Origin of the sequence: Burkholderia pyrrocinia, from assembly GCF_001028665.1 — a bacterium.
In the GTDB taxonomy this organism is placed as follows: Bacteria; Pseudomonadota; Gammaproteobacteria; order Burkholderiales; family Burkholderiaceae; genus Burkholderia; species Burkholderia pyrrocinia.
This window is the reverse complement of sequence record NZ_CP011504.1, coordinates 2,792,458-2,817,577: the sequence shown is the minus strand read 5'-3', so window position 1 is coordinate 2,817,577 and position 25,120 is coordinate 2,792,458. Positions and strand designations below refer to the sequence as shown.

21 protein-coding genes are annotated in these 25,120 nt (G+C 68.1%); 9 read left to right on the top strand and 12 right to left on the bottom strand.

Annotation, left to right across the window (positions count from 1 at the left end; translation table 11 throughout):
• Window positions 1-201: 201 nt before the first annotated feature.
• The 3 genes from ABD05_RS28605 (at window position 202) to ABD05_RS28595 (ending at window position 5,163) form a co-directional block, all read left to right on the top strand.
• Complete coding sequence (locus ABD05_RS28605; RefSeq protein WP_047903301.1) at window positions 202-1,080, top strand: MipA/OmpV family protein; 879 nt, start codon at window positions 202-204, stop codon at window positions 1,078-1,080.
• Between the two features lie 91 nt (window positions 1,081-1,171).
• Entirely contained in the window at window positions 1,172-2,866 is a 1,695-nt protein-coding gene (locus ABD05_RS28600; protein ID WP_047903300.1) for a VRR-NUC domain-containing protein, read from the top strand.
• Window positions 2,863-5,163 carry an ATP-dependent DNA helicase gene (locus tag ABD05_RS28595; protein WP_047903874.1) on the top strand — a complete coding sequence of 767 codons (2,301 nt, stop codon included), beginning with the start codon at window positions 2,863-2,865 and terminating at the stop codon, window positions 5,161-5,163. The genes ABD05_RS28600 and ABD05_RS28595 overlap by 4 nt, the downstream gene beginning before the upstream one ends.
• 95 nt (window positions 5,164-5,258) lie before the next feature.
• Here the strand turns inward: ABD05_RS28595 and ABD05_RS28590 are convergent, their stop codons facing one another.
• On the bottom strand, window positions 5,259-6,029 hold the full coding sequence (locus tag ABD05_RS28590; protein ID WP_047903299.1) for an IclR family transcriptional regulator domain-containing protein: 771 nt from the start codon (window positions 6,027-6,029) through the stop codon (window positions 5,259-5,261).
• 159 nt (window positions 6,030-6,188) lie between these two features.
• Between ABD05_RS28590 and ABD05_RS28585 the strand changes: the two genes are divergently transcribed.
• Both ABD05_RS28585 and ABD05_RS28580 read left to right on the top strand, forming a co-directional pair.
• Entirely contained in the window at window positions 6,189-6,422 is a 234-nt protein-coding gene (locus ABD05_RS28585) for an AbrB/MazE/SpoVT family DNA-binding domain-containing protein (protein ID WP_047903298.1), read from the top strand.
• Entirely contained in the window at window positions 6,409-6,822 is a 414-nt protein-coding gene (locus ABD05_RS28580) for a PIN domain-containing protein (protein ID WP_047903297.1), read from the top strand. The genes ABD05_RS28585 and ABD05_RS28580 overlap by 14 nt, the downstream gene beginning before the upstream one ends.
• Before the next feature lie 42 nt (window positions 6,823-6,864).
• Here the strand turns inward: ABD05_RS28580 and ABD05_RS28575 are convergent, their stop codons facing one another.
• Entirely contained in the window at window positions 6,865-7,260 is a 396-nt protein-coding gene (locus ABD05_RS28575) for a DUF4440 domain-containing protein (RefSeq protein WP_047903296.1), read from the bottom strand.
• A 176-nt stretch (window positions 7,261-7,436) separates the two neighbouring features.
• On the opposite strand from ABD05_RS28575, the gene ABD05_RS28570 reads away from it, so the two are divergent.
• Window positions 7,437-8,048, top strand: a complete 612-nt coding sequence (locus ABD05_RS28570) for a hypothetical protein (protein WP_047903295.1) — start codon at window positions 7,437-7,439, stop codon at window positions 8,046-8,048.
• Between the two features lie 128 nt (window positions 8,049-8,176).
• Here the strand turns inward: ABD05_RS28570 and ABD05_RS28565 are convergent, their stop codons facing one another.
• Window positions 8,177-9,478, bottom strand: a complete 1,302-nt coding sequence (locus tag ABD05_RS28565; protein ID WP_047903294.1) for a UDP-N-acetylglucosamine 1-carboxyvinyltransferase — start codon at window positions 9,476-9,478, stop codon at window positions 8,177-8,179.
• Between the two features lie 203 nt (window positions 9,479-9,681).
• Window positions 9,682-10,989: a shikimate transporter gene (gene shiA, locus ABD05_RS28560; RefSeq protein ID WP_047903873.1), complete on the bottom strand. Its 1,308-nt coding sequence runs from the start codon at window positions 10,987-10,989 to the stop codon at window positions 9,682-9,684.
• A 358-nt stretch (window positions 10,990-11,347) separates the two neighbouring features.
• On the opposite strand from shiA, the gene ABD05_RS28555 reads away from it, so the two are divergent.
• Complete coding sequence (locus ABD05_RS28555; protein ID WP_047903293.1) at window positions 11,348-12,475, top strand: 4-hydroxyphenylpyruvate dioxygenase family protein; 1,128 nt, start codon at window positions 11,348-11,350, stop codon at window positions 12,473-12,475.
• A gap of 32 nt (window positions 12,476-12,507) precedes the next feature.
• On the opposite strand, the gene ABD05_RS28550 is transcribed toward ABD05_RS28555, so the two are convergent.
• The 5 genes from ABD05_RS28550 to ABD05_RS28530 all read right to left on the bottom strand — a co-directional run bounded on the left by ABD05_RS28550 (window position 12,508) and on the right by ABD05_RS28530 (window position 18,098).
• On the bottom strand, window positions 12,508-13,743 hold the full coding sequence (locus tag ABD05_RS28550) for an NADH:flavin oxidoreductase (RefSeq protein WP_047903292.1): 1,236 nt from the start codon (window positions 13,741-13,743) through the stop codon (window positions 12,508-12,510).
• Between the two features lie 354 nt (window positions 13,744-14,097).
• Window positions 14,098-15,429, bottom strand: coding sequence for a type II toxin-antitoxin system HipA family toxin (locus ABD05_RS28545; RefSeq protein WP_047903291.1), 1,332 nt, complete (start codon window positions 15,427-15,429; stop codon window positions 14,098-14,100).
• 2 nt (window positions 15,430-15,431) lie between these two features.
• Window positions 15,432-15,881 carry a helix-turn-helix domain-containing protein gene (locus tag ABD05_RS28540; RefSeq protein ID WP_047903290.1) on the bottom strand — a complete coding sequence of 150 codons (450 nt, stop codon included), beginning with the start codon at window positions 15,879-15,881 and terminating at the stop codon, window positions 15,432-15,434.
• Between the two features lie 157 nt (window positions 15,882-16,038).
• Window positions 16,039-17,163 (bottom strand): bifunctional 3,4-dihydroxy-2-butanone-4-phosphate synthase/GTP cyclohydrolase II, encoded by a 1,125-nt coding sequence (ribBA, locus tag ABD05_RS28535; RefSeq protein ID WP_047903289.1) that lies wholly within the window; start codon window positions 17,161-17,163, stop codon window positions 16,039-16,041.
• Window positions 17,160-18,098 carry an alpha/beta hydrolase gene (locus tag ABD05_RS28530; protein ID WP_047903288.1) on the bottom strand — a complete coding sequence of 313 codons (939 nt, stop codon included), beginning with the start codon at window positions 18,096-18,098 and terminating at the stop codon, window positions 17,160-17,162. Before ABD05_RS28530 ends, ribBA begins: the two co-directional genes overlap by 4 nt.
• Window positions 18,099-18,378: 280 nt before the next feature.
• On the opposite strand from ABD05_RS28530, the gene ABD05_RS28525 reads away from it, so the two are divergent.
• The gene (locus tag ABD05_RS28525; protein ID WP_047903872.1) at window positions 18,379-19,569 is read left to right on the top strand and encodes a helix-turn-helix transcriptional regulator; all 1,191 of its coding nucleotides are present in this window, start codon (window positions 18,379-18,381) and stop codon (window positions 19,567-19,569) included.
• A gap of 213 nt (window positions 19,570-19,782) precedes the next feature.
• Here the strand turns inward: ABD05_RS28525 and ABD05_RS28520 are convergent, their stop codons facing one another.
• On the bottom strand, window positions 19,783-20,448 hold the full coding sequence (locus ABD05_RS28520) for a cation diffusion facilitator family transporter (RefSeq protein WP_047903287.1): 666 nt from the start codon (window positions 20,446-20,448) through the stop codon (window positions 19,783-19,785).
• Window positions 20,449-20,668: 220 nt separating this feature from the next.
• The gene (locus ABD05_RS28515; protein ID WP_047903286.1) at window positions 20,669-21,853 is read right to left on the bottom strand and encodes a thiolase family protein; all 1,185 of its coding nucleotides are present in this window, start codon (window positions 21,851-21,853) and stop codon (window positions 20,669-20,671) included.
• A 364-nt stretch (window positions 21,854-22,217) separates the two neighbouring features.
• Between ABD05_RS28515 and ABD05_RS28510 the strand changes: the two genes are divergently transcribed.
• A complete protein-coding gene (locus ABD05_RS28510) occupies window positions 22,218-23,237 on the top strand; it encodes a DNA-binding protein (RefSeq protein ID WP_047903285.1) in 1,020 nt (339 codons plus the stop codon).
• Between the two features lie 120 nt (window positions 23,238-23,357).
• Here ABD05_RS28510 and ABD05_RS28505 read toward each other — a convergent pair whose 3' ends face one another.
• Complete coding sequence (locus ABD05_RS28505) at window positions 23,358-24,929, bottom strand: hypothetical protein (RefSeq protein WP_047903284.1); 1,572 nt, start codon at window positions 24,927-24,929, stop codon at window positions 23,358-23,360.
• Between the last annotated feature and the right edge of the window lie 191 nt (window positions 24,930-25,120).

Below are 25,120 nucleotides of genomic sequence, written 5' to 3'. Positions count from 1 at the left end.
CAACGCTGCGCCCATTCACTCCGGAACGACGCAAAGTGCCCGCGCGCAGCGGGCGCTTTGCGTCTGCGCGCGTGTCGCGTAGGATGTCCGTTAATTCAGCGCACGCTACGTTCGCGCCGCAGGCAGTCAGCTGCTGCAGCCGAAGAGGCGCGAAGCGCTTTCCCTCAGGTTCGTTTCGCGCAACCGACGGAGATCGCCTTGATGACTGTTGCTCGCCCGTTGCTGTCACCCGGCGCACGCCGGTTCGTATCCGGCCTGTCCGCATGCGCGGCGCTCGCCGCGGCCGGCGCCCGCGACGCGTCGGCCCAGACGCCTTCGCCGCTCGGCGAGTGGCAATACTCGGCGGGCGTGCCGCTCGAGAAACTGTTCGATCCGACCATCTCCACGTGGCAGGTCAGCGTCGGCGCCGCAATGACGCTGCAGCCGCGTTATGCGGGCTCCGACCGCTATCGCGTGCTGGGCGGCCCGAATCTCGACATCCGCTATCGCGACCTGTTCTTCCTGTCGACCGGCGAGGGGCTGGGTGCGAACGTGCTGCGCGGGCCGAACTGGCGCGTGAGCCTGTCGGTCGGCTATGACCTCGGGCGCCGCTCGGCCGACGATCTCGGCCACCTGAACGGCCTCGACAACATCAACGCGGCGCCCGTGATGAAGCTGGCGGCCGATTACGTGATCTCGAAGGAATTCCCGCTGGTGCTGCGCGCGGATGTCCGGCGCAGCATCGGCGGCTCGAACGGCTGGACCGGCGATTTTTCCGCGTACATGCCGATGCCCGGCAGCAACGAAAACTTCTTCTGGTTCGCCGGGCCGACCGTGTCGTTCGCCGACTCGCGCTACATGAACAGCTGGTTTGGCGTGAGCCAGGGCGCCGCCGCGCGTTCGGGGCTGCCGGCCTATTCGTCGGGCGCGGGGATCAAGTCGGCTGGCGTGGGCGTGACGATGGTCTGGTTCGTGAACAAGCACTGGTTCGTGACGATGGACGGCGCGATCGAGCAGCTCGTCGGCCGCGCGGCACGAAGCCCGATCACGCAGCAGTCGACCAACGGCGTGTTCGACATGTCGGTGAATTACCAGTTCTGATCCCGGCGTTCTGGCCGGGCAGCGGCATGCGGCACTTCCCGTCACATTTGATATGATTCCGACCTGTACAAACGTACAGTGATCGATTCCCGTGACGCCCGCTTCGCCGACGCCCCCGGCGTTTTACTACCTGACCAATTTCGAACGCGCGCTGGCCTGGCTCGGCGAGCGTTACGACGACCTGCTCGACCATCAGGAGCAGGCGTTCGTTCGCGATTTCGCGACGCTGCCGCAGGCGTCGCGCGCGCTGCTCGTGCGGATGCTGATGCGCAACGGGTCCGACTTCCGCGCCAGCAAGCTCGCGTACGACGAAATCGGCTGCACGCTCGATGCGGCCGCGCCGCTCGTCGAACTCGGCTGGGTCGATCCGGCGCCCGCGCTGACGCTCGACGAGCTGTTCGCGCTGTCGACCAAGGTCGACCTGCTGCGCATCTTCCCGTCGCTCGCCGCACATGCCGGCGAGCGCAAGCCCGAATGGCTCGAACGGCTGCGGCCCGCGCACGATGCCGCGCAGCCGCTCGATGCCTGGTGCGCGCAGGCCGGCGACCGCGTGCTGCGCGTGACGGTCGGCGCGCTGTGCGACCGGCTGCGCCTGATGTTCTTCGGCAATCTCCATCAGGACTGGAGCGAATTCGTGCTCGCCGATCTCGGCGTGTTCCAGTACGAAAACGTGCCGATCGCGCCGTCGTCTCGTGCGTTCCAGCAGCGCGGCGACGTCGACGCGTATCTCGCGCTGCAGATGTGTCGCGACGCGCTCGACGCGTGGCCCGACGATCTGCCGTTCGACGACCTGCTGCGCGCGATCGACGCGGTGGGCTGCGCGCAGCCGTGGCTCGCGACGCGTCGCGCGAAGCTGCTGTTCGCGCTCGGGCAGACCTGCGAGCGCCGCGCCGACTGGGCCGCCGCGCTCGACGCTTACACGCGCAGCGCATGGCCCGGCAGCCGCCATCGGCGCATCCGCGTGCTCGAGCGCTGCGGGCGTGACGACGACGCGCTCGCGCTGGCGCTCGATGCGCGCGGCGGTTTCGAGAGCGACGAGGAGCGCCAGCGCGTCGAGCGCATGCTGCCGCGCCTGCAGCGCCGCGTCGGCCAGCGAGTCGAACGCGCGGCTGCCGCGCCGGACGTGCCGCGCGAAACGCTCGTGCTGGTGCGCCCCGATGCGTTCGTCAGCGTCGAATTCGCGGTGCGCGACCATCTCGCGCAACCGGCGTCGCCGGTCCATTACGTCGAGAACACGCTGATCAATTCGCTGTTCGGGTTGCTGTGCTGGGAGCCCGTGTTCGCAGCCGTGCCCGGCGCATTCTTCCACCCGTTCCAGCGCGGCCCGGCCGACCTGCACGCGCCGGATTTCGCCGCACGCCGCGCGGACGCGTTCGCCGCCTGTTTCGCGCAGCTCGATTCGGGCGCGTACCGCGACACGATCCGCCGGCATTTTGCGACGAAGGCGGGGCTGCAGTCGCCGTTCGTGTTCTGGGGCGTGCTGACTGACGAACTGCTCGACGAGGCGCTCGCGTGCCTGCCGCCCGAGCACTTGCGGCTGTGGTTCGCGCGCCTGCTCGCGGATATCCGCAGCAACCGCTCGGGGCTGCCCGATCTCGTCCGCTTCTGGCCCGGCGAACGCCGCTACGAGCTGATCGAGGTGAAGGGCCCCGGAGACCGGCTGCAGGACAACCAGACGCGCTGGCTCGCGTACTGCGTCGCGCACGGCATTCCGGTGCGCGTCGTCGATGTCGAGTGGGCTGGCGCTGGCGTTGCGCACGCCGAAGCGGCGGGGCTGTCCGCGTGAGCTACGTCGTCGCGGTGCGGGCGATGTGCGAGTTCACCGCGCGGCGCGGCGATCTCGACCTGCGCTTCACGCCCGCGCCGACCGCGCTCGAAGGCATCGCCGGCCACGGCGCGGTCACATCCAACCGCGGCGCGCGCTACGAAACCGAGATCGCGCTGACGGGCACGTGGGGCACGCTCACCGTGCGCGGCCGCGCGGACGGCTACGATCCGGTGGCGAACCGTATCGAGGAAATCAAGACCTACCGCGGCAGCCTCGACGCGATGCCGGCCAACCACCGCACGCTGCACTGGGCGCAGGCGAAGGTCTATGCGCACCTGATGTGCGATGCGCGCGGCCTCGCGGAAATCGACGTCGCGCTCGTGTATTTCGACATCGTGTCCGAGCGCGAGACCGTGCTGACGGAAACGCTGGCCGCGAGCACGCTTGCGGCATTCTTTGCCGAGCAGTGCGCATGCTTCGTCGGCTGGGCCGAGCGCGAGACGGCCCATCGCGCTGCGCGCGATGCGGCGCTGCGTGCGCTCGCGTTTCCGCACGGGCAGTTCCGCAGCGGCCAGCGCGAGCTGGCGGTTGCCGTCTATCGCGCGGCGCGCGACGAACGCTGCCTGATGGCGCAGGCGCCGACCGGCATCGGCAAGACGGTCGGCACCGTGTTCCCGCTGCTGAAGGCGTGCGGCGAGGGCGAGCTCGACCACGTGTTCTTCCTGACCGCGAAAACGCCCGGCCGCGCGCTCGCGCTCGAAGCGGCGACGACGCTCGGCGCCGGCACGCCCGCGCTGCCGCTGCGCGTGCTGGAGCTCGTCGCGCGCGACAAGGCGTGCGAGCATCCGGACAAAGCGTGCCACGGCGAATCGTGCCCGCTCGCGCAAGGCTTCTACGACCGGCTGCCGGCCGCGCGCGACGCGGCGATCGGCGCCGGGCTGCTCGATCGCGATACGGTGCGCGCGGCCGCGCTCACGCACGATGTCTGCCCGTACTACCTCGCGCAGGAACTCGCGCGCTGGTCGGACATGATGATCGGCGACTACAACTACTACTACGACGGCAGCGCGATGCTGCACACGCTCGCGCAGCAGAACCAGTGGCGCGTCGGCGTGCTCGTCGACGAAGCGCACAACCTGCTGGACCGTGCGCGCAAGATGTACAGCGCGTCGCTCGATCCGTTCGCGTTCGCAGCCGCGCGCGAAGCCGCGCCCGCGGCGCTGCGCAAGGCGTTCGACCGGCTCGCCCGCGCGTGGGGCACGATCAATCGCGCGCAGGCCGAGCGCTATGTGGCGTATCCGGACATTCCGGGCCCGATCGTGTCGGCCGTGCAGAACCTCGTCGCGGCGATCGGCGAACACCTGACCGACGCGCCGCGCGCGAACGGCGACGCGCTGCTGCGCTTTCATTTCGAGGCGATCCAGTTCGGCGTGCTCGCCGAAGCCTTCGACAGCGCGTCGATCTTCGACGCGACGCTGCACGGCGTACCGATGCCGCGCCAGCCGGCGCTCGACGGCGTCGCGTCGGCCGGCCGCCGGCGCCGCGTCCAGTCGACGCTGTGCGTGCGCAACGTGATCCCGGCCGGATTTCTCGCGCAGCGCTACGAAGCCGCGCGCGCGACCGTGCTGTTTTCGGGCACGCTGAGCCCGTTCCATTTCTACCGCGACACGCTCGGGCTGCCCGGCGACACGGGCTGGCTCGACGTCGACGGGCCGTTCCGCGCCGAGCAACTGACCGTGCGCGTCGCGAGCCACGTATCGACGCGCTGGCGCGACCGCGACCGTTCGCTCGAACCGATCGTCGACCTGATCGCCGCGCAATACGCAACCAGGCCCGGCAACTACCTCGGTTTCCTGAGCAGCTTCGACTACCTGGGGCGCGTGGTCGCGCTGATGCAGACGCGCCATCCGGACGTGCCGGTGTGGGCGCAGGCGCCCGGCATGGCCGAAAGCGAGCGCGACGCGTTTCTTGCGCGCTTCGACGCGGGCGGGCGCGGCGTCGGCTTCGCGGTGCTGGGCGGTGCGTTCTCGGAAGGCGTGGACCTGGTCGGCGAACGGCTGATCGGCGCCTTCATCGCGACGCTCGGGTTGCCGCAGGTCAACGATGTCAACGAGCAGATGCGGCGTGCGATGGACGCGCGCTTCGGCAACGGCTACGACTACATGTACCTGTATCCGGGCTTGCAGAAGGTCGTGCAGGCGGCCGGGCGCGTGATCCGTACCGAGCACGACGAAGGCGTCGTGCATCTGATCGACGATCGTTATCGGCGGCGGGAGGTGCGCGATCTGCTGCCGCGGTGGTGGCGGATCGGGTGAACGGGCGAAAGCCCGGCCGGCAGACGACCGGTTGCGGCGCAGCGGTGTTGTCCGTCGCGTAGCGGTGTCGCGGCGTCACCCTGGGCCGGGAGGCACTACAGCACGTTCAGCATCGCGAGCGCGGCTTCCTGCAGGTGCGGCAGCACGCGCCGCACGGCGGCGTCGGTCGTCTCCGTGCCGATCGGCATGTTCGTGCTCAGCGCGGCGACGACTTCGCCGTGACGGTTCTTCAGCGGCACCGCGATCCCGCGCACGCCGACCTGCAATTGCTGTTCGATCGCCGCGTAACCGGCGTCGCGCGCGTGGTCGACCTGTTCGAGCAGGCGCGCCTTGTTGGTGATCGTGTGCGGCGTGAACGGCGTCAGCTCGGTGTCGTCGAGCCACGCGCGCACCGCCTCGCGATCGGGATGATGCGCGAGCAGCACGACGCCCGGCGATGTCAGCGGCGCCGGCACGCGCGCGCCGAGCACGAAGCCGGTCGTCATCACGCGCGACACGCCGTTGCGCGCGATGAACACGAGTTCCCAGCCGTCGAGCACGCTCACGTAAGCCGATTCGTTCAGCGACGCGCTCAGTTGCTGCAGATAGGGCTGGACCGTGCGCGGCAGCCGCGCCGAGTCGAAGTACGACCAGCCGACCCGCAGCACGCGCGGCGTCAGGCCGTACAGCTTGCCGTCGGTGTAGACGTAGCCGAGCGATTCGAGCGTCAGCAGGTAGCGCCGCGCGGCCGTGCGCGTGAGGCCGGTGCGTGCAGCGGCCTGCGTGGGCGTCATGCGCGCGTGCTGGCTGTCGAATGCTTCCAGGATCATCAGGCCTTTTTCGAGGCCGGCAATCCAGTCGCGTCGGTCGAGCTCGGGCTTTTTCATCGTCGGGGAGCGGCGCCATCATGCGCGGTGATCGCGCGGGAGTGGGCGATTATCGCGCGATTCGAACGACGGCGGCATCCGATGCATGCGTTATGCCCCGATTTTGCAGGCGAGATATGGAGGATATACAATCATCGATGTATATCCGAGGAGGTACGTATGCAAGTCGCAAAGTGGGGCAATAGCCTGGCCGTCCGCCTTCCCGCCAGTGTGGTTGATGCACTGGAGCTGCGCGAAGGGGACGATATCGAAATCGTGGTCGATAGCCCGCGCGTTTTTGCCGTCAGTCGCAAGCCCAGGCCCGATGAACTTCTGCAACGGCTGCGGCGTTTCAGGGGCAAGCTGCCCGCCGATTTCAAGTTCAGCCGGGACGATGCGAATGAGCGGGGTTGAGTCGGCGAAATCGTTCGTCGACAGCAATGTCGTGCTTTATCTGCTGTCCGAGGACGAAACCAAGGCAAATCGCGCGGAGGCGCTGTTCCTTCGGCGGCCCACCGTCAGTGTCCAGGTACTGAACGAAGTCGCCAGCGTCTGCAGCCGAAAATTGCGGATGCCGTGGAGCGACGTGGGGCAGTTTCTGGAACCGATCAGGAGCTTGTGCCATGTCGTACCGGTCACGATCGATACGCATGACCTGGCGCGAAGGCTCGCGGAGCGGCATGGCTTGTCCTTCTATGACGCGTGCATCGTCGCCGCCGCGTCGCTCGAGGGTTGCGAGTACCTGTACACCGAGGACATGCACGACGGCCTGCGCGTGGACGGCGGTCCGGTGCTGCGAAATCCGTTTGCCTGAACGTCGCGAATTCCGGGCGTGCTACCGACAGGAACGCTGCGGTCAGGCCAGGCGATGCGCGTCGATTTCCTTGTGCTCGTAGCACAGGGCCGCAATCCGCCATCGTGCGTCGTTGATGCACCACAGCTCCAGAAAATCGAAGCGGGAGTCGATCGCCCGGTCCTTCCATATTGACCCGACACCCGATATCGTCGCCCATTGTCCGTGCTCGACGATTTGCATGGCTTCGTCCCGATACGCGACACGCGGTGTGCCCGACGCGCAGTCGGCCGCAAGGGAGCGCATCCGTGCGAGATATTGCGTCTTCGTCCGAACTCGATTCTCGTGCTGGATGAAAAAGTGCGGGCTCGCCACGAAATCGATCTGCTCGAAGTCGGCATGACAATACGCATCGAGCCAGACGTCCCGCATCTGCGTCAGGGTGAATCGGGGTTTCATGTGCTACGTCATCTCCTGTCGGATCGCTGGTTGAGTGGCGATCGTCGGCAATCGCTCGGGAAGGAAAGCAGCCTAAGCCGGGGCAGGCGCGGGAGCAATTGGACAAGTCTGAATCAGTTTTTTCCGTGAGCCATCGGATCGTGCGCATGACACGATCATCGTTTTTGGAACCCAACATGAAATTTCGTGAATTCGCGGTGGCCTTGTTCGCTGCGGCCGTGCCGGCGCTCGCTGGCGCCAGTCCTGCAAGTGACGCCGGGCTGACTCGTCCGGCCATCGACATCCGCGCATGGCCGCGCATGTCGTCGCCGGCATTCGGCTGCACCCTCGAAAAGACTTTCGACTACCGCGACAAGCGCTTCAATTGCACGCTGAAGAAGTACCGGAACACTGGCGACGCTTGCAAGAACACGAAGGCGTACTACGAAGGCCCCGCATTCCCCGACCGGCTCGCGGCCCGCGTGCATCCGCTCGCGACGAAAGTCGAGCTCGACTGGGAGCATGGCGACCTGCAGATGGTCACCGTCACGCTGAAGGGAACGTGGAACGAAGCGGACGTGCGCAAGGCGTTCGGGTTGCCGCACGCGGCGGGGCGCAAGCTGACCGAAGCGGAACTGCGCAAGCAGCCGGACAACCTGATGGACACGAGCATCCAGTATCCGTCGAGCCCGACCGACGACAGCCTCGGCAGGCGGCCGAGCGATCCCGCGCACGGGACGACCGCCGTGATGCTGTACGGCTTCGACCATATGGGAGCAGGCGACGTCGGGTGCGGGGAGGGCGAGTAACGCCCGGAAGCGAAACGGCGGCCCTTCAGGGCGCGCCGGTTGCCGGGCAGTCTGCCGACGCCGGCCAGGGAAGGCGGGAAAACGGATGCGGCGCCGACTTCACGCGAGCCGCACCCGCCCGAGCGGCATTATTCGCTGCTCGTCCACTCGACGTTCGCGCCGACCGAGCGCAGGTTCTCGACGAAATGCGGATGCGCGCGGCGGATCGGCAGCGCGTTCATGATTTCCGAGCGGCCTTCGATGCTCGCAGCCACCATCAGCAGCGCGATCGCGACACGGATGATGTACGGGCTCTCGACGCGTGCCGGCGTCAGTTGCAGCCCGCCGAACGTGATCAGCCGGTGCGGATCGGACAACAGCACGTGCGCGCCGAACTTCGACAGTTCGCCGGACCAGCCGAGCGCACCGTCGTAAACCTTGTTCCAGAACATCGCGCTGCCTTCCGCGCGCACGCCGAGCGCGATGAAGATCGGCAGCAGGTCGACCGGCAGGTACGGCCACGGCGCGGCCTCGACCTTGGTCAGGATGTTCTGCGTGAACGGCCGGCGCACGCGCAGCGGGCCGTCGCGTTCCGCGCGCGACCAGCCGTCGCGGTGCGTGACGTTGACGCCGAACTTCGCGAACGTGCGGTCGATCAGCGGGAAATGCTCGGGCGACGAGTTGCGCACCGTGATGTCGCCGCCCGTGATCGCGCCGAGCGCGAGGAACGTCGCGATCTCGTGGAAATCCTCGGCGAAGCGGAATTCGCCGCCGCCGAGCTTGCCGCCGCCCGTCACGCAGAGCCGCGACGTGCCGATGCCCTCGATCGTGACGCCGATCATCGCGAGGAACTGGCAGAACTCCTGCACGTGCGGCTCGGACGCCGCGTTCATCAACGTCGACGTGCCGCTCGCGGCCGTCGCGCACAGCGCGAAGTTCTCGGTAGTCGTCACCGACGCGTAGTCGAACCAGTGATCGTTGGCCGTCAGCGGGCCGTCGGTGCGGACGATCAGCGAATCGGGCGTGCGTTCGATGTGCGCGCCGAAGCGCTCGAACACCTCGACGTGCGGATCGATTTCGCGCACGCCGAGCGTGCAGCCTTTCACGTCGTTCTCGAGGCGCGCGACGCCGAAGCGCGCGAGCAGCGGCGGAATCAGCATGATCGACGAGCGCATCGCCTCGGGCAGCCGGTGGACGGCTGGATCGAACTTCGTGTTGCGATGGTGGAGTTCGAGCAGGCCCGTCGTGAAGTCGACCGACACGTCGCTGCCGAGCGTGCGGAAGATGTCGAGGATCTTGCGCACGTCGGTGATGTCCGGCACGCCGACAAGGCGCAGCGGCTGATCGGTCAACAGGGTGGCGCACAGGATCGGCAGGACGGCGTTCTTGTTCGCGGACGGCTTGATGTCCCCGCGCAGCGGAGTGCCGCCGTGGACGATGAGATTCGACATGATATGGGGGCGTATCGGTGACTGACGTAGGCCCATATGATGCCATTGGTCGGCGGGCGGCGTGGAATGTTCAGAAGGGAAAAGGGGGATCGGCGCGCGCGATTGACGGTGTTTGACGTTGAGTTGGGGGGTACCGCCGTTCGGCTGGCGGCCGACGCAGGGAATGGCCGGCCGCGGATCGGGCCGGCCACGCGCTCACTTCGTCACTGCGCTGCCCGCATCCGCGCGGCGACCACCAACGAGATCAGGCAACCCACCGCGAGGTAACCGGCGACGAGGTGCCACGAGCCGCCGGCCAGGCTGACGAGGCCGATCGCGATGAACGGTGTGAACCCGCCGCCGACGACGCTCGCGAACTGGTAGCCGACGCCCGCGCCGCTATAGCGGTATTCAGCGCCGAACAGCTCGGTGAACAGCGGCTGCTGGACGCTCACGACCATGTCGTGCGCGGCGTTCGCGAGCAGGATCGAGAAGATCACGATCCACGCGATCGACCGCGCTTCCAGCGCGACGAAGAACGGCACCGCGGACGCGAGGCCGATCAGCGCGCCGATCAGGTAGATGCGGCGCAGGCCGTAGCGGTCGGCCAGCCACGCGAAGCACGGGATCGTCACGCAGCTCACCGCACCGACCAGCAGGCCGATGTTCAGGAACAGGTCGCGCGACATGCCGAGGTTGGTCGTCGAATAGCTGAGCGCGAACGCGGTGACGATATACATCGTGAACAGTTCGGCGAGCCGCAGCGCGATGATCAGCAGGAACGCCTTCGGATGGCGCGTCAGCGCTTCGAGCACCGGCAGGCGCAGCTTGCGGTTGCCGTGTTCGACCTTCTCGACGAACTCCTGCGATTCGTCCATGCTCTTGCGCACCCACAGCCCGATCAGCACCAGCACGATGCTGAACACGAACGGCAGGCGCCAGCCCCACGACTTGAACGCGGCTTCGCCGAGCGTGTGGCTCAGGATCGACACGATGCCGGTGGCCAGCACGAGCCCGACGCCGTAGCCGACCTGCACGCCGCTGCTGTAGAACGCCTTCTTTTGCTTCGGCGCGCTCTCGACGGCCATCAGTGCCGCGCCGCCCCATTCGCCGCCGACCGCGAAACCCTGGATCGCACGCATCAGCACCAGCAGCACCGGCGCCCACCAGCCGATGGTTGCGAAGGTCGGCAGCAGGCCGATCGCGACCGTCGACAGCCCCATCAGCATCACGGTCAGCACGAGCATCCGCTTGCGGCCGAGCCGGTCGCCGTAGTGGCCGAACACGACGCCGCCGAGCGGCCGGAACAGGAAGCCGACGCCGAACGTCGCGAACGCCGCGAGCGTGCCCATCGTCGGGCTGACTTTCGGGAAGAACTCGGAATTGAATACCAGCGCGGCGACGATCCCGTACAGCAGGAAGTCGTACCAGTCGACGACGGCGCCGACGAAGCTGCCGATCGCGGCCTTGCGGGCCTGGCTGCGCGCGCGGACGCCGGCAGCGGCGTCGAGGGTGTCGAAGGTTGGGGTCATCATGGTGTCTCCTGGCACGGCGCATCGTGGAATCGTGGCGGCGCCGCGTCCGATGCTGCATTGAAGTCGATGGGTGAACGGAGAATAGGGCGCACGCCGCACGGCGGCAATTGGCCGATCGGACAAAGTGCGCGATTATCGTTCATATTCGTGCGATTATCGAACGCTTTCCGGGTTTGCACTAGGCGGCGCGTCGATATCCCATTCGGCCAGGGTGTGCCGCCGTGAACGATCTGGTTAAAATCTGCAGCATGAAAACTCGCCCGTTCGGGGCGGATGCGCGATCGCCACATCGGCCGCGCATACCGCACGCGCCGGGCGCGCCATCCCCATCGACCGCATGCCCCCGGAGACTGGAATGCCCGGCAATACCCACCCCTTGTCCAGCGATACGCCGCCCGTCGCCGATCCGGCCGCCAATCCGCTCGGGATGGCCGGCCTCGAATTCGTCGAGTTCGCGGCGCCCGTGCCGGAAGCGCTCGCGCAACGCTTCGAGCAGCTCGGGTTCAAGGCGATCGCGCGGCATGTCAGCAAGAACGTCACGCTGTACCGGCAAGGGCAGATGCATTTCCTGATCAACGCCGAGCCCGATTCGTTCGCCGCGCGCTACGCGGAGGAATACGGGATGGGGGTCTGTGCGATCGGGCTGCGCGTGGCCAGCGCACGGCGCGCGTTCGAGCGTGCGATCGAGCTCGGCGCGTGGGCGTTCGAGGGCGAGCGGGTCGGCGTCGGCGAGCTGAAGATCCCGGCGATCCAGGGCATCGGCGATTCGCACCTGTATTTCGTCGACCGCTGGCGCGGACGTGACGGCCAGCGCGGCGGCGTCGGCGACATCTCGATCTTCGACATCGATTTCCGCCCGATCGACATCGCGACCGCGCATACCGATCTCGATTGCGTGGGCGTCGGCCTGCAGCAGGTCGACCATTTCACGCAAACCGTCGGCGCGGGGCGCATGCGGGAGTGGCTGGATTTCTACCACGACCTGCTGCATTTTCGCGAAATCCACGAAATCGACGCGCACTGGCATGTGTCGGAGGACTCGCGCGTGATGGTTTCGCCGTGCGGCGCGGTGCGGATCCCGGTCTACGAGGAAGGCACGCGGCGCACCGAGCTGATGCACGCGTATCTGCCCGACCATCCGGGCGAGGGCGTCCAGCACGTCGCATTGTCGACCGACGACATCCTGTCGTGCGTCGACGCGCTGCGTGCGAACGGCGTCGAATTCATCGAGCCGCCCGCACGCTATTACGACGACGTCGATGCACGGCTGCCGGGGCACGGCGTCGATCTCGACGCGCTGCGCCGTCGCGCTGTGCTGGTCGATGGCGAGATCGGCAGCGACGGCGTGCCGCGCCTGTTCTTCCAGACCTTCGTCAAGCGCCGGCCCGGCGAGATCTTCTTCGAGATCGTGCAGCGCAAGGGGCACCACGGGTTCGGCGAAGGAAACCTCGCGGCACTCGCCCGCGCGCGCGACGCCGGCTGAGCGGCCTGCGCACCTGCGTCACGCGTCAGGTTTCACGCGGCGGCGGCCGGCACGCGGTTCGGCGCGGGGTCGTTCGGCTCGCGCAGTACACACGCCGTGCCGCCCGGCGTGTACATCGACACGACGCAGCGGTTGCACGACGTGCAGCCCGACTGAGTCAGCCGGCCGTCGCGCAGCCCGTTCACGAAACCCGGTTCGAACACGAGCGCCCGCGCAAGCGCGACCGCGTCGAAACCTTCGCGCATCGCCTGCTCGACGTTTTCGCGCGAACGCACGCCGCCGAGATAGGCGAGCGGCATCCTGACGGCCGCGCGCACCTTCGTCGAATGTTCGAGGAAATACATCTCGCGAAACGCGCCCATCTTCGGCTCGGTGAGCTTCTGCAGCGTCATCGCGGTGCGCACGATCGCGTTGTCGGCGTTCGCGCGCGCTTCGCCCGGCAGCGGGCTGCCGAACAGCTGCCACACCGATTCGACGTTCATCCCGCCGCTCAGCACGAGCAGGTGCGCGCCTTCGGCTTCCAGCCGCCGCGCGATCTCGCATGCGTCGTCGGCGGTGCCGCCACCGCGCACGCCTTCGGTCACGCCGATCTTGCAGACGACGGCGAGATCGCGGCCCACCGCATCGAGCACGCGGCGCAGCACCTCGACCGGGAACGCCGCACGGCGTGCCGCGTCGCCGCCGTATGCATCGCGGCGGCGGTTGTACAGCGGCGACAGGAACTGGCTCAGCAGATAACCGTGCCCCATGTGGATTTCGACCGCATCGAAGCCGGCGTCGCGCGCATGCCGCGCCGCCTGCGCGAATTCGTCGGCGATCGCCGACATCTGGTCGCGCGTCATCGCCTGCTTCAGGAAGCGGCCGCTCATCACGCCGACCTTGTTGAAGCCGCCCGATGCACTCAACGGGCGTTTCGTCGACAGCGACGGCAGGAACGTGAAGCAGCCGCCGTGCGTGATCTGCGCGGAGGCGGCCGCGCCGTGGCGATGGACGGCGTCGGTCAGCGCGCGGAATTGCCGGACGGTCGGCACGTCGAGTCGCGCCTGGTCGACGAACGTGCGGCCGTCGTCGCTGATCGCGCAGTACGCGACGGTCGTCAGCGCGGCGCCGCCTTCGGCAATGCGCTCGTGGAAGCCGACGAGCGCGCGCGACGGCACGCCGTTCGGCGTCATGCCTTCGTTGGTGGCGGACTTGATCAGGCGGTTGCGCAGCGTCAGCGGACCGATCTGCAGCGGGCTGAACGCGGTCGTGAGGTCGGCGGATTCCATGAGGGCGCGGGCGTCGGGATGGGCACGGCGACCATTGTGCGGCGGCGGTGCAGGCGCGCATCGTCCGGGTGGATGAGCCTTTCGTCCGGACCGGCTTGAAATGAAATGCCCGCAGGCTTCACCGCCCGCCGGGATGAATTGCCGACAACGTCCGATCCGGTACGCGTGCGACGTGTCGATGCGCTTGCCGCCCGCGCCATCGTTACGCGGCGGTTCGCTGTCGTCTAAAGCGGCGAGCACCATGTCGCGCAATCGCGCGAATCCGGACGAATCCGGACGAACCATCGATTCGACGCGTTGAAGCGCCGCATCACGCCCCAGGCCCGGCACACCGCGGAGAAACATCGCGCGCGATCACCCACCCCCAAGCTTGCGGCTCTGGCGACGCATGCCGCCGAAGATCGCGTCCGCCACATCCGCCGGAAAATCCGCGGGGATCTGCGCGGCGACTTCGGCAATCGCGGGCTCCGTGCGCGCTTCGACGGCCGCCATCGCGGCGCGCACGTCATCTTCGGTCAGGCCGACGCGCCGGCCCTGCGCGATCCAGTGACGCGGCTGGATCTCGCCGATCACGTAGTGCCGGTTCTTCCCGCACACGGCCATTGCGAGCCGCGTGCGGCGCGGCGGCAGCTGGTTGCGGCGCGTGCCGACGATCGGATGCGCGGACAGCACGTCGTACAGCGGCGTGCTGCGGTAGGTGTTGCCGGGCAGATGCGCGATGCTGAAGTTCTTCGCATGGCCGTCGATCGCCGCCAGTACCCAGAACACGAGCTGCGCGACGAAGAAATTCCGCCTGTCGTGCGCGGCGTCGGCCGAATTCGCGAGGATGCCCATGATCGTCTCGATGCCGGGGCCGCCGTCGGATTCGTATTTCGCGCCCGACGGCGTGCCGGTCGCCTGGCACATGTCCTCCTGCGGCAGCCGCAGGATCCACGTGCCGTCGCGCGAAGGACGCCGGTCGAAGCGCTCGACGATCAGCGCCTTCTGGTCGTCGAACCGGCCGATTTCGCACGGCGCGACCGGCAGGCCATATGCGGCGACGAGCTTCGAGCACAGCCATTCGTTCTCGACGGACGTCCGCATGTCGGCCTGCATGTTCCCGACGCGCCCGAGCGGCAGCTTGAAGATGTGCGTCGTCGGCGTGCTGCCCGACGGCCGCAACCAGCGGTTCCGCTGGCGCAGCAGCGCGGTCTTTTCCTGCGCGCCGGCGATCGACAGGCGCAGGTCGACGTCCGGCTCCGCGCGGCCGGGCAGCGGCGCGGCGGTCGCGTGACGCAGCACGTCGGCGACGGCTGCGTCGTCGAGCGTCACGCCGTCGATCGCCTCGAGGTCGACCGGCGTCTCGCCGGGCGGCAGCATCTGGATCGCGCCGACGCAATCGCGGCCGATCGACGCGAGCAGTTCGAACGGCGCCGTCGATCGGAGCCGGTAACGCTGCGCGATGCGGCGGCGGATCGGCTCGCTGTCCGGCAGCAGGTTGTCGAAGTAGTCGGCGACGATCGTGCCCTGGTGAGGCTGGTTGCCGGGCGTGAAGGGCAGCGACAGCGACAGCGGCCGCCCTTGGGGATCGTCGAGCCAGCCCGGCAGGTAGACGAGGCGCTCGACGCCGCGCCGGACTTCCCAGTAGCCGACCGGAATGCCGTTCATCCACAGGTCGAGCCGGTCGTGGCGGGTACGCGCGGCCACTGTCACCAGTCCTCCCGTTTCGAGACGCGCGGCTTGCCCGGTGCTGCCGTCGCCGGCCGCTTGCGCGCGGCGCCGGTCGCGGTTCCCGTTTGGGCTTTTGCGGATTTTGCTGCCGTTACACCGCGCGTCGCATCCGGTGTGCGTGTTTTCGCGGCCGGCTTGCGAGCCGCCGGCCGGGCATCTGTACTGGCACCGGCTTCGGCTTCGGCATCGGCGGGCTCCCCCAATTCATCCTGCACGCCCAGGTCGAGCGTCATCCGAACGCCGAGCGTGTTCAGCACCTTGAAAAGCCGTTCGATGCTGACTGCCGACGGATTGGCTTCGAGCTGCGCATAGGATTGCTGCGTGACGCCCAGGCGGGCGGCCAATTGCGCCTGCGTGAGCCCCGCGGACTTCCGGAAGCCGACGAGTATCGGGCGCAACTGGGTCAGGGTCTGGACAGGAAAGGCCATCGGGCGCTCCGCAGGATGACAGGCGATCGTTTGTAATCGGAAAATACAGTCTATGGCATGTATTGTCAAAATACAAATCTTAGACTGTATTTAACAAAAACAAACGATAGCCTGTTTCTCGAAATGCCGACCGGCCATCCCGCGCATCAGCCGCGCATCACGCCGCCCGAAGCGGGTTCGCGTGCGCGCTCCGCGTGCTTTCCGGATCGTCGTCCCCGAGCGGAATGAACGCCATGATCTCCAGGTCGTGCCCCGACAGCGCCGGCAGCCGGAACGGGCTCGACAGCACGTTCAGCCGCCGCACGCCGACATCGCGCAGGATCTGCGATCCGATCCCCGTCACGCGTCCGTCGCGACGCACATTGCCGGCCGGCATCCGCATCGCGTCGCCGCGCATGTCGCAGTCGAGCAGCACCGCGACCCCGCAGCCGGCCGCATCGATACGCTGCAGCGCGGCGTGCAGCGGCCACGAATGCGCGGACGGCTCCGCGTCGAGCAGGTCGAGCAGCGAATGGCATTCGTGCACGCGCGTCAGCACGGGCGTCGCCGGATCGGGTTCGCCGCGCACGAGCGCGAGATGCGGCGCGCCGTGCACGCTGTCGCGGTACTCGATCGCGCGGAACCGTCCCCACGGCGTATGCAGCGGCCGCTCGCCGACGCGTTCGACGAGCGACTCGTGCTCGCGGCGGTAGTGGATCAGGTCGGCGATCGTGCCGATCTTCAGCCCGTGATGCGCGGCGAACGCCTTCAGCTCCGGCAGCCGCGCCATCGTGCCGTCGTCGTTCATCACCTCGCAGATCACCGACGCGGGCGTAAGCCCGGCCAGCGCCGCGAGATCGCAGCCTGCCTCGGTGTGCCCCGCGCGCACGAGCACGCCGCCCGGACGCGCGGCGATCGGGAACACGTGGCCGGGCTGCACGAGATCGTCGGGGCGGGCACCCGCACGGACCGCCGCGCGGATCGTATGCGCGCGATCGGCCGCCGATATGCCGGTCGTCACGCCTTCGGCCGCCTCGATGCTGACGGTGAACGCGGTGCCGAACGGCGTGCCGTTGCGATCGGCCATCGGCGGCAGCCGCAGTTGCTCGCAGCGCTCGGCGGTCAGCGTCAGGCAGATCAGCCCGCGCCCGAAGCGCGCCATGAAATTGATCGCGTCGGGCGTCACGTGATCGGCCGCGATCACGAGATCGCCTTCGTTCTCGCGATCCTCTTCGTCGACGAGCAGGACCATGCGGCCCGCACGAAGCTCGTCGACGATCTCCAGCGTGCCGGCGAGCGTCATTGCGCCTCCGTCGCGTCGAATGCGCGGCGCAGCGCGTCGGCGCCGAACGTCAGCACGCGGTCGGCCGCATCGACGGCGCCGAGCATGCTCGCGAAACCGTGCAACTGGCCGGGCCAGCGCACGAGCGTCACCGGCGTGCCGGCCTGCGCGAGACGCAGCGCGTACGCTTCGGCCTCGTCGCGCAGCGGATCGAATTCGGCGCTGACGATCGTCGCCGACGCTGTGCCCGCGACGTCCGGTGCGGCAAGCGGGCTCGCGAGCGGCGACGCGCGATCGGCGCCGTCGTCGAAATAGTGGCCCTTGAACCAGCGCATCATGTCCGCCGTCAGGAAATAGCCGTCACCGAGCGATTCGTACGACGGATGCTCGGTCGCGCAATCGACGACCGGATACAGCAGCAACTGATGCGCGATGGCGATGCTCGAGCCTCGCAACTGCAACGCGGCGACCGCCGCGAGATTGCCGCCGGCGCTGTCGCCGGCCACGGCCACCGCGCCGGCGCGCGCGCCGAGATCGCGCGCGCTGGCGGCGGCCCAGCGCACGGCATCGCACGCGTCGTGCGCGGCCGCCGGGAAACGCGCCTCGGGTGCGAGCCGGTAGTCGACCGACAGCACGAGCGTGCGCGCCCGTTTCGCGAGGCTGCGGCACAGGTTGGCGTGCGAATCGATGCCGCACGACACGAAGCCGCCGCCGTGGAAGAACACGGTCAGCGGCAACGGCCCGTCGGCATCGGGCCGATACAGCCGCGCTGACAACTGACGGCCCGACGCGGGGATCTGCCAGTCCTCTTCGGCGGCGACGGCGTCGCCGGGCGCGAAGGCACCGCCCGCGGCGAGGCTCGCGCGGTACGCGGGAACGGTGAGCTGCGCGAAATCGATCGCGGGTGCCTGGGCGAATGCGGCGAGCAGCGCCTGCGCCTGGGGGTCGAGCGGCATGGGAACTCCTGTCTGAATCGGATTCGTCTGAATCAGGTAAACCCGTGTCGCGGTTTTCCCTGAGTCCGCGCCGGATGCTTGCCGGCACGGCCTGACGGGCATTCCAGCGCAGCGGGCAGCGCGCCACATCATCCGATTGGACGATGGTTCGCACGCCCGGATGGCCAATTCTCACCATTCAGTGAATCTCCCGATGACGCCGGAATTTAGACGCGTCTTAATCAAGGCGGCGCGGCTGAGTCGCACCGGAAACATGTCGTATGGAGGATGGAGCGTGCTGATGGAGACGAGATGGGCTCCGCAAGAGAGCCAGGCAACGAGTGACGAGGCCGATATCGGCGTCGCGGATTTCAGCGAGCTGATGGCGCGCATCTACCAGGGGCCGCTGGAGACGCCTCCATGGGCCGGTGCGCTCGAACTGGTCCGCCGCTGGCTGCAGGCGAACTACGTGACGCTGATCCTGCGCGCGGCCGCGAGCGACCGCCGTGCGCCGCTGTCCGTGCATGCATCGGAATTCGGCCCGGTCGTCCCGGGCGATGGCGAGGCTTCGTACAACAACTACTACTATTCGCTCGACCCGTTCGTCGGCCTGCCGGCCGATCGCGTGGTCACGGTCGACGACGTGTTCGGCGACACGGGCTGGCTGTCGAGCGAACTGTACAAGCAGTTCCTGAAACCGCAGGACGTGCGCTATATCCTCGGCGCCGACCTGCGCACGCCGTCGGGCGTCGAGTGCCGGTTCCGCGTGTGCCGCAACCATGCGTCGAAGCAGTTCTCCGCGCGCGACAAGGCGATCTGCGCGCTGCTGCTGCCGCACCTGAAGCGCGCGGTCGAACTGCATTCGCGGCTCGACACGGCCGAGGTCGAACGCTCGATCTATGCGAACGCGATCAACCGGATGCAGATCGGCACGATCACGCTCGACGAGAACGGCACGATCATCGACCTGAACGGCGTCGCCGACGAGATCCTCAAGCAGAACAACGGTCTGACGATTGCGCGCGGCACGATCGAGGCAACCGACGCGCAGGAGAACCGCACGCTGAAGCGGCTGATCCGCCACGCGGTGATGGGGCACCACGGCACGGCCGCGGCGACCGTCGAGGCCATGCCGATCACGCGCAGCTTCGACAAGCCGCGCCTCGGGCTGCTGGTGCGCACGGTGCTGCTGTCCGACTGGTCGGAGGACAACAAGCGGCGGCCGGCCGTCACGCTGTTCCTGCGCGACCCCGACCGCAAGCCGCAGGGCGCGCAGGAAATCATCCGCAAGCTGTTCGACCTGACGCCCGCCGAGACATCGCTCGCGCTGCTGCTGACGAACGGGCTGACGCTCGAGGAAGCGGCGGAGGAATCGGGGATCAGCAAGAACACCGCGCGCACGCACCTGCGTGCGATCTTCTCGAAGACGGGCGTCACGCGTCAGGCGACGCTCGTGCGGATCCTGCTCGGGAGTGTGGTGCCGCTCGGGTAAGCGGCTCCCGATGTCGATCCATCGAAACTGGCCGTATTCGTCTGGGGAACCATCGACATCGGTCAACGCGTCGCGTAACGCACGGAGATGACGGCATCACGCAAAAGAGGCTCGCATTACGCGAGCCTCTTTGCCATTCCGCTCAGCCGATCACCGGTAGCGGGTATCGGGTGTTTCATGCCTAGGCGCCATGCACGACGCTGCCGACAGCGTTCACGAACCGCGCGTCGAGCGATTCGCCCATGTAGCGAACACCGGCCATTGCGCACAGCCGCGCCGGATAAAGCCGGCGCCCGTGCGGATCACGAGCGCGCCGATCGTGAGCGCGGCCACGTCGTCGAGACGGCCGAAGCCGACCAGCGCCGCGCTCATCGCAAGCGCCGCCAGCAACGACGACAGCGCATCGGTACGCACATGCCAGCCGCTCGCCTCGAGCAGCGCGGAGCCCGTCTCGCGCGCCTTGCGCAGCATCCAGTGCGACAGCGCGGCCTTGCCGGCGAGCGTGACGGCAACGAGCGCGAGCGTCGTTGCGCCCGGCTGCACGACGGGCGGCGTGTCGAACCGGTTCATCGCGTGCCAGATCATCTGCGCGCCCGTCGCGGCGAGCAATGCGCCGAGGCCCGCGAGCGCAAGCGGTTCGTAGGTCGGGCGCCGCTCCGGCGGCAGGCGCGCGTCGAGCCGGCACGCGACGAGGATCAATGCATCGGCCGCGAGATCGATCGCCGCGTGCGCGACGTCCGCGAGCAGCCCCGACGAATGCGCGGACCATGCCGCGCCCGTCTCGACGGCGAGCAGCAGCAGGTTGATCGCGAGGCTGACGGCGAGGGCGCGGGACGTGGCCGCATAAACGTGGGGCGTGGCGCGCGACGTACGCTGCATGGCGAATTCGTCTGTCGATAGCGTGGGTGAGCCCCGAACGCTACCGGTCGACAGTGGCAGCTCCGTGACACGGGCGGAGTCGCCGAATCCGCGCGGGATGCGCAGGCAAACGCGCTGACCGTCCACGCAAAAAGCGATGAGCGGCGAAGCTTGCCGGCCGTCCCGCTTCCCGGAAAGCCTGCACCGCGGACGTTTTCGCCCGCGGCTTTGCCGTTTCGGCTCAAAGCGCCTCGATTGCCAGCGCGATGCCTTGGCCGCCGCCGATGCACAGCGTCACGACGCCGCGCCTGATGCCGTCACGCCGCATCGAATGGATCAGGCGGGTCGTCAGCACCGCGCCCGTCGCGCCGATCGCGTGACCGTGCGCGATCGCACCGCCTTCGACGTTGACGATTTCCTCGGCGATGCCGAGCTGACCCGCCACCGCGAGCGGCACGACCGCGAACGCTTCGTTGATCTCGAAACGCTCGACGTCCGCCAGCGCCCAGCCCGCACGTTCGAGCGCGATCTTCACGGCCGGAACGGGGCCGAGCCCGAACATGCCCGGCTCGACGGCGGCGACGCCGAACGCAACCAGCCGGGCGCTCGGTGCGATGCCGTGCGCATCGGCGAACGCGCGATCCGCAACCAGCATCGCCGACGCGCCGCTGTTCAGGCCCGGCGCGTTGCCTGCGGTAATCGTGCCGTCCGGGCGGAACGCGGGTTTCAGTTTCGCGAGTGCTTCGAGCGTCGTCTCGGGGCGCGGCGTCTCGTCGCGCGCAAACGCGACGCGCGCCTTGCGCTGCAGGACCTCGACCGGCACGAGCTCGGCGTCGAACTTGCCGTCCGCGAGCGCGGCGGAGAAACGCTGCTGCGAGCGCAGCGCCCAGCGATCCTGGCGATCGCGCGAGATGTCGAGCTGGCTCGCGAGATCCTCGGTATGCCATCCGGAATGCTGGTCGGAGAACGCATCGACGAGGCCGTCGCGCAGCATGCTGTCGCGGATCGGTGCGTCGCCCATCCGGTAGCCCGAGCGTGCGCCGTCGAGCAGGTACGGCGCACGCTCCATGCTTTCCATGCCGCCGGCGACCGCCGCATTCGCGTAACCCAGCAGGATCTCCTGCGCGGCATTGACGACCGCCTGCGCGCCGGAACCGCAAACGCGGTTGACCGTCAGCGCGGGCACCTTGACCGGCAAGCCGGCGCCGATGGCGGCTTGCCGGGCCGGGTTCATCTTGTTGCCGGCCTGGATCACGTTGCCCAGCACGACCGTGTCGATCGCCGCGCCGTCGAGGCCGCTGCGCCGCAAGGTTTCGCGTACGGCGATCGCCCCGAGTTCGGTGGCCGGCGTGTCCTTCAGGGACCCGTTGAACGTGCCGATCGGCGTACGGACGGGGTGGCAGATGACGACTTCACGTGTACTCATGATGCATTCCTGGATCGCGTTGCAAGGTGCGCGGGCGAGTCGGTCGCGAACGGGGCACGCCGCGCGCTTCGCGTCGCCGTTTCGATTGCGCCGTGATGCGGGCAGGGCCGCCGACGCCGTGCAGGGTGGCTGCATCCGATGCCCGGATCGCAGGCCGCTACGTGTGGGAAAGGTATCTATGCATATGCATACTGTCAACGGGGCTATTGCGAACGACCAAGGAAGAGCGGCGACTCCGGCGGGGGCATACCGATACTCCAAGATCTCGACATTATAGAAATAATGTCAAAACAATAAGCGGTGATGATTGGATATCGAACGGTTTACGTTATATTATTTACGAAATTCACGACGAAACCCCACCATGTCCGATCTCGCCGCTGACGAACCCCGCCTGACCGCCGAAATCGAGCGCCTCAAGGCCGACTTCCCGAAAACCCGCGAGCTGTATCGCGAGGCCTGCGCGCTGCTGTTCTTCCGATTCGGCATCACGCCCACCGCGAACCGCCTGTACCAGCTCGTCCGCAAGGGCAGCATGAGCACGCCGACGGCCGTCCTCGGCGAGTTCTGGGCCGAACTGCGGGAAAAGAGTCGCGTGCGGATCGAACATCCCGACCTGCCGGCCGATCTGCAGACGGCAGCCGGCGAGCTGGTCGCGGCGTTGTGGAATCGGTCGAGCAACGACGCGGCAACAGCGCTCGATGCACTGCGCGCGGAAGTCGAAGCCGAACGGACGACGGCGAAGGCGGAAGTTGCGACGCTGCAAGCCGAGCTGGCCCGCACCGAAACCGCGCTCGAGCAACGCACGGCCGCGCTGCTGGCTGCGCAGGTGCGCATCCAGGAACTGGAGCAGGCGAGGGCAGCCGACGACGCATCGCGGCGCGCGCTGCAAGCGGAGATCGAACGCCTGAAGGCAGACAACGCGGAAGGCGACCGCGCACTCGCGCAGGCGCGCGCGGATTTCACGACCCAGCTCGATCGGCTGCGCGACGACGCGGGCCGGGCCGAGGAACGCTTGCGCGCATCGGAAAAGCGGGCGCTTCAGGAGATCGATCGCGAGCGGCTCGCGGCCGCGCGGCTGCAAAAGGAACTCGACGCGACAGCATCGCGCGCCGAGCAGCGCGATGCGCAGCAGCGGAACGATGTCGCGGCACTGCAGGCACAACTCGGCGATGCGCTGCATCGATGCGGGGTGCTTCAAGGGCAGCTCGACGGCGCGCAGGCGACCGATGCGGCGCGCGTCGAAGAGCTCGATGCGTTGAGGCGGGAGATGGCGGTGCTTGCACGGCGGGCACCGCTGCGCGGCGCCAAGACGGCTCCCGCCGCGCAGCGAAGCGAGCGGCGGGAGCGCACAAGAAAGCGCGCCGACGACGCGCCGCGCTGACGGTGAAACCGCTGAAACCGCAAGCGTGCGTCAACCGATCGCGACGCACGTCCGAAGCAGGCAAGCGGACCAACAGCCGAGCGCTACACACGCCAACGCTCGCCCACCCGCCCATCCGGATCAACTCGACACATACCGCGACGGCAGCGGCGGCGCGTCCGCCGGGATCGTGACCAGCGACGTGTTCAGCCAGCCCTGCGGCGTGCCGTTCGACTGCGCATAGGCGCCGACGTACGGCATCATCCGCGTCGTCTGGTAGACCTGCGGCGTCCAGCCGGCCGGCGCGAGGAAGATCGACGTCGCGCGCTTCTCGCTGTACGCGGACGCCCCGTACGTCGAGATGTTCCACAGCGTCTGCTGATACGTCGCGTAGTCGGCGTTGTGACGCGAACCGCCGGCCTGCCAGCCTTCGAGCTGGATGAACGTGTTGTACGTGCCGGCGCCCGCGAGCAGGTTGTTGACCGTGCGCCCGTACAGGAACGACAGGATCAGGCCGCAGTTCGCCGGCGCGAAATCGCTGCCGACGCTCAGGTAATAGCGGCCCGTCGTGTTCACGACCGACGCGTAGTGCGAGTTGCCGATATCCGTCGACGTCGTCAGCCCGCTCGCGCCCATGAAGCCGTCGAACGCCTGCATCGTGACACCCGCCGGCAGGTCGCTCGTCGCGCTGATCGCGACGATGTGCGAACCGGCCGCCAGCAGCGTCAGGAACGCGGACAGCGTGCCCGCGATCCAGTTGCCTTGCGCATCGACGAACGGAAACGCGCGATAGCCCGTCAGCGCGAAGACCGCCGGATCGGAGCCGGCCTGCCACGTGATCTGCGGCACCCACATCGTCAGCGGGCCGGCACTCGACGCACCGGACACGTATTGCTTCAGCGCGTCGATGAGTTGCGCATCGGCGTCGGGCAGCACCGTATACGACGCGCCGTTCTGCCAGCGCTGCACCCATTGCGCGACGAAGCCCGCGAGCTGGCCGCCGGTGAAATCGGCGGGCGGCACGTAGCCGAGGGGGCCCGTGCCCTGGTACGCGGACTGGATCGCCGCGGCCGTGCGCACATTGCTGCCGAACATGCTGTTCGCGAAATCCTGGCAGTTGTTGGCCGGCGGCGTCGCGAGCTGCGCGAGCGGGACGACCCATGCACCGTTCGCGGTCGCGACCCCGCGATACAGGTTGAGATTCGCGACCGAGTCGTGGCCGGGAAACGTGGCGGCATCGGCGCCCGACACATAGCCGGCCGACGGCGTGACGCTGACGGTGGTCGGTTGCGATCCGAACGGATGCGTGTACGAAATCGCAAACGATGCGTCGCCACCGGCCAGGCTGAACGATCCGGTGCAATCGCCCCAACTGTTCGACGCGCTGACGGCGGTCGATTGTCCGGTCGCGACCAGTGCGTGCGATGCCTGCGGCAGCGAGCCGCTCTGGCTCGCCGCGTTGCCGTACGCGAGCGTCGTCGACGGGATCGCATTGACGACGTTGATCGTGATCGAGCGGTCGGCGATGCCGTAGCTGCGCGCGGACGCATCGGCGGCGCCGTTGGCGGCGAACGACGACGCGGACGTCGTGTTGGCGTCGCCGCCGCACGCGGCCAGCGTGCCGACGAGCGGCGACAGGGTCAGCGCGGCGCCGTGCTGGATGAAGCGCCGGCGGTTCGGCGCGGTCGGGCGGGCGGGTTTCGAAGCGGTCATGAGCGTTCCTGGTCGCGGGGTTCGGGAAGAGGCAACGACGGTCCGGCGCATTGCACACGTGTGCAATGCCGGCCGCAGCTTCGCGTTTCGCCGGCACATGCGCCGCGCGTATTTATGCGTGAGATCGATGAAACGCCCGCGACGAAACCGAGTCGCTCGTGTGACGGCGCGCACGTGGCAACACCGCAGCG